The sequence below is a fragment of the Longimicrobium sp. genome, assembly GCF_036280135.1.
GTDB lineage: Bacteria > Gemmatimonadota > Gemmatimonadetes > Longimicrobiales > Longimicrobiaceae > Longimicrobium.
In genome coordinates this window covers 1-2,573 of the sequence record NZ_DASURI010000595.1, presented here as the reverse complement: position 1 = coordinate 2,573, position 2,573 = coordinate 1, and the positions used below count along the sequence as shown (strand labels likewise).

The window sequence follows — 2,573 nt, the reverse complement described above, 5'->3', positions numbered from 1 at the left end:
GTTCTCCTCCGCCGCGGCCAGGGCGCGGGCGCGGGCCCGGTGCAGCTGCCCGGCCAGCGCGCTGGCGGTGACGGAGACGCCCACGAACGTGGCGCTCTGGACGAGGTCCGCCCAGGTGGTGAGCGCGATGCCCCCCAGCGGCTCCAGGATGAACCAGTGCAGCGCCACGAAGCCCAGTGCCGTGCACAGCAGCCCCGGCCACAGCCCGCCGTACCACGCGGCGACAAAGACGGCCGCGAAGAACAGGGCGAACGGCCGGTCGGTCAGGGCGTGCCGCAGCGGCTGAAACAGCCCCAGGGCCACCGCGGGCGACGCGACGGCCACAAACGCGCGCACGGCGGGAGACGGCGGCGAGCCGGGTTCCGGCGCCACGGGCCGGGGGGACGGATGCGACGATGGATCCACGGCGGAAACCGCCGCGCCGCCAGCAGGTGATTCTACGGTCATGGAGCGCCGATCATGGGAATCCGGACCGTCCAGCGCCCAGGGAACGGGATGCGCTGCAAGATAGCCGGCAGATCAGGTGCCGCAAACGCGCGGACGCCCCGCATCGCATCCTCCGCGACGGGGGCGACAGGGCTGACCCGGGTCAATCGACCCTGGCAGCGCGGCGGGCGCGGACGCTTATTTCCCCCACGTCGCGGCGCGGCGGCCCGTGGCGCATTGCGCGCGCGGTGAAACCCGTGCCGGGATGGCTCCGTCCAAATCCCGTGTCCGGCCTTCCCGCCACCCGCCCGCGCCGCACTCCCCGGAGAACCGAACATGAAGCTGATCAAGAGAACCCTGCTGGGGTTGATTGCCCTTGTCGTGCTGCTGGTGGCCGTGGTGTACGGCGTGAGCGAGTCGCGGCTGCGCAGGACGTACGCGGTGGCGGGCGCCACGCACCTGCGGGTGACGACGGAGCCGGCGCAGGTGGCGCGCGGCCGGCACCTGGTGACGGCCGTGGCCAAGTGCGTGGACTGCCACGAGCAGGACATGGGCGGCAAGACGTTCATCGACGCCGGCCCGCTGGGCACCATCTACGCCAGCAACGTCACGGCGGGGCAGGGCGGCGTGCTGGCCGTCTACACCGACGCGCAGCTGGAGGCGGCCATCCGCCACGGCGTGCGGCCCAACGGGCGCGGCCTGTTCATCATGCCGTCGGACGAGTACCAGAACCTGAGCGACGACGACGTCTCCGCCGTCATCGCGTACCTGCGCACGCTGTCGCCGGTGGACCGCCGGCACGGCACGTCGCACCTGGGGCCGCTGGGCCGCGCGCTGTACACGGCCGGCAAGCTGCCGCTGGTGCCCGCGGAGCGCATCGACCACGCGCGGACGGGCGCCCGGTCGGCCCCGCCCGTGGGCGCCACGCGCGAGTACGGGCAGTACCTGGTGAGCGTGGGCGGATGCCGCGGCTGCCACGGCCCCAACCTGGTGGGCGGCCCCAGCCCGGAGCCGGGCGCGCCGCCGGCGGCCAACATCACCCCGGCGGGGCCCATCGGGCAGTGGACGGAGGCGCAGTTCTTCACGGCCATCCGCACGGGCACGCGCCCGGACGGGAGCAAGATCCTGGAGTTCATGCCCTGGAAGTCCATGGCGCGCCACACGGACGACGAGCTGCGCGCCATCTGGCTCTACCTGCAGACCGTCCCGCCCGTGCAGTCCGCCAAGACCTGACGCCGGACTGGATGGATGCACGACGCCCGCGCCGATCCCACGCGATCGGCGCGGGCGTTCTGCGTCCGGCCGATCGAGGATCCTCTTCTGCCTTGACGCGTCGGACATTTCCGACATATTGAAGCCATGCCAGTCACCGACGTGTTCGGCGCGCTCGCCAACCCCGTGCGGCGCAGCATCCTGCAGATGCTGCGGGAGCAGCCGCGCGCCGCCGGCGAGATCGCGGCCGCCTTCAACCTGCAGCGGCCCGCCGTCTCCGAGCACCTGCAGGTGCTGCGGAATGCCGGCCTGGTCACGGAGGAGGCGCGGGGGCGTCATCGCATCTACCACCTGCGGCCCGAGGCGCTGGCGGAGGTGGGTGAATGGCTGCGTCCCTTCGAGCAGTACTGGCGGGAGCGCCTGCGCGCCCTGCGCGAAACCCTGGACGAGAAATCCCCATGACCCGGCCCGGCATCATCCAGCTCAGCGAGCACATTCCCCATCCGCCGTCGCGCGTGTGGGCCGCGCTCACGGACCCCGCGATCCACGCCAGGTGGTGGGCCGCCGGCGACGTGCGGCCGGTGGCGGGGCACCGCTTCACGCTGGACATGGGCGCGTGGGGCCAGCAGGCGTGCGAGGTGATCGCGGTGGAGCCGGAGCGGCTGCTTTCCTACTCGTTCGCGCCGGGAACGCTGGATACGACCATCACGTGGCGCCTGGAGCCGGAGGGCGAGGGGACGCGGCTGTCGCTGGAGCACGCGGGCTTCGATCTGGACTCGCCGCTGGGCAGGCGCGCGTACGAGGGGATGGGCGGCGGATGGCCCGGCGTGATGCGGCGGATGGACCGCGCGCTGGCGGGGTAGGGCTGAGCTTCATTGCAGGCTCTGGGAGTTGAGAGCGAAGCGGAGTATCTCTCGCCCGCGGAGGCCCCCACC

General features: G+C 72.7%; 4 protein-coding genes. 3 read left to right on the top strand and 1 reads right to left on the bottom strand.

What is annotated here, in order from left to right; genetic code table 11:
• Window positions 1-372 (bottom strand): DUF4118 domain-containing protein (locus VFZ20_RS19240; RefSeq protein WP_329685555.1); only part of this gene is annotated, 372 nt, incomplete at its 3' end.
• A gap of 390 nt (window positions 373-762) precedes the next feature.
• On the opposite strand from VFZ20_RS19240, the gene VFZ20_RS19235 reads away from it, so the two are divergent.
• The 3 genes from VFZ20_RS19235 (at window position 763) to VFZ20_RS19225 (ending at window position 2,501) form a co-directional block, all read left to right on the top strand.
• Window positions 763-1,659 carry a c-type cytochrome gene (locus VFZ20_RS19235; RefSeq protein ID WP_329685554.1) on the top strand — a complete coding sequence of 299 codons (897 nt, stop codon included), beginning with the start codon at window positions 763-765 and terminating at the stop codon, window positions 1,657-1,659.
• A 126-nt stretch (window positions 1,660-1,785) separates the two neighbouring features.
• A complete protein-coding gene (locus tag VFZ20_RS19230; protein WP_329685553.1) occupies window positions 1,786-2,100 on the top strand; it encodes a metalloregulator ArsR/SmtB family transcription factor in 315 nt (104 codons plus the stop codon).
• Window positions 2,097-2,501 (top strand): SRPBCC domain-containing protein, encoded by a 405-nt coding sequence (locus VFZ20_RS19225; RefSeq protein ID WP_329685552.1) that lies wholly within the window; start codon window positions 2,097-2,099, stop codon window positions 2,499-2,501. The genes VFZ20_RS19230 and VFZ20_RS19225 overlap by 4 nt, the downstream gene beginning before the upstream one ends.
• Window positions 2,502-2,573 lie beyond the last annotated feature (72 nt).

What these genes read in the sequence shown, in the direction of transcription:
- VFZ20_RS19235 (WP_329685554.1), top strand. Translation starts at nt 763, where the DNA reads ATGAAGCTGATCAAGAGAACCCTGCTGGGGTTGATTGCCCTTGTCGTG.
- VFZ20_RS19225 (WP_329685552.1), top strand. Translation starts at nt 2,097, where the DNA reads ATGACCCGGCCCGGCATCATCCAGCTCAGCGAGCACATTCCCCATCCG.
- VFZ20_RS19230 (WP_329685553.1), top strand. Translation starts at nt 1,786, where the DNA reads ATGCCAGTCACCGACGTGTTCGGCGCGCTCGCCAACCCCGTGCGGCGC.